This window comes from Streptomyces alkaliphilus (assembly GCF_014141535.1).
Lineage (GTDB): Bacteria > Actinomycetota > Actinomycetes > Streptomycetales > Streptomycetaceae > Streptomyces > Streptomyces alkaliphilus.
Genome location: NZ_VKHT01001233.1, coordinates 1 through 1,276, shown reverse-complemented (window position 1 = coordinate 1,276; position 1,276 = coordinate 1). Strand labels below are relative to the sequence as shown.

Below are 1,276 nucleotides of genomic sequence, written 5' to 3'. Positions count from 1 at the left end.
GGGGTGACGGGGTGGTGCGCCGCATCCGGTTCCTGGAACCGATGAGCGTCACCCTGCTGGGGAGCCACCGCCGGGTGGCGCCCTATGGCATGGCCGGTGGTTCGCCCGGCGCGCTCGCCCGCGATGCCCTGCTGGGCGCGGACGGGACGCGGCGGGAGCTGCGGGGCCGCGACGCGGTGGAGGTCACCACCGGCGACCTGCTGGTGATCGAGACCCCCGGCGGCGGCGGATGGGGCGTACCGGGGGCCGGGTCCGCCGACGGGTCCGCCCCGTGACCCACCGGGGCGGGAGCGGCGGTTCCCGGGCCGCCCCCGCCCCGGTGGGTCACCAGCCGGCGGCGCGCGGTGCGTAGAGGTCCAACGCGCGGCTCCTGGCCAGGCGCAGGCGGTTGGCCAGGATCTCGGCGAACAACCGCATCAGGAGGTAACCGAAGGCCGGGTCGCGGTCGCACAGTTCGCGCACCTCGCTCCCGAGGAACTCGTGGGCCCGCACCGGGCTGACGGCCTCGGCACCGAAGTCCCACTCGTAGGGTGGGAAGAGCCAGGACCAGCCCAGCAGGTCCCCCGGGTCCAGGATCGCCACGGAGCCGGTGCGGTCGCCCGGCAGCCGCAGGTCGAGGGTCACCGAACCGGAGCGGAGCACCCAGAAACGATCGGCCCGGCCCCGTTCCTCGAAGATCCGGTGCCCCTGGGGGAAGGACACCTCCCGGCTCACCCGCAGGAGACGTTCGCGGTACTCCGGGGACAGGGATTTCAGCAATTGCTTGGGTGCGGGCATCACAACCCCTCTCTCGCCCGCGGTGGGGCGCCCGCCGCGGGCGTTCTCCCGGGGGGACCGGGAGGGTCCATGGGTGACGGAGCCGGTCGCACCAGGATAGGAACACCCGAGCTATTCCGGCAAAATTCCCCCGAACGGACGAGCGGGGAACGATCCCCCACTCCTCCGGATGGCTCACCCGGTGTGTTCACCGCGCGGTCCGGGGCCGACAGCAGTTGAATGGATACCCCGGAGAAACCGGGACGACGGTGTCCGTCCGGCCCTCTCGCGGGCCGAGAGGCCCGGTGGCCCGCCGGTCCGACGACATCGGGCGACCGAGGAGGCGGCATGGCCGGGGAGAAACGACGGCGGGCCGACGCGCCGCCCGTCGGGACGCCGCGCGCCACCGCCGGGGCCCCCGACACCGCCGCGCCCCCGATCGGGAACGCGTCGGGCCCACAACCCCCGCCGGAGGAGGGGGCGGACACGTCCGCGGCGCCGCCCGGTGCGGACTCCGGAG

The 1,276-nt window shown here is 74.8% G+C and carries 2 protein-coding genes; one reads left to right on the top strand and one right to left on the bottom strand.

Going from position 1 to position 1,276, the window contains the following annotated elements; genetic code table 11:
- Window positions 1-275 (top strand): hydantoinase B/oxoprolinase family protein (locus tag FNQ90_RS23645; RefSeq protein ID WP_182608208.1); only part of this gene is annotated, 275 nt, incomplete at its 5' end.
- A gap of 49 nt (window positions 276-324) precedes the next feature.
- On the opposite strand, the gene FNQ90_RS23640 is transcribed toward FNQ90_RS23645, so the two are convergent.
- The gene (locus tag FNQ90_RS23640; RefSeq protein ID WP_143623421.1) at window positions 325-777 is read right to left on the bottom strand and encodes a Crp/Fnr family transcriptional regulator; all 453 of its coding nucleotides are present in this window, start codon (window positions 775-777) and stop codon (window positions 325-327) included.
- Between the last annotated feature and the right edge of the window lie 499 nt (window positions 778-1,276).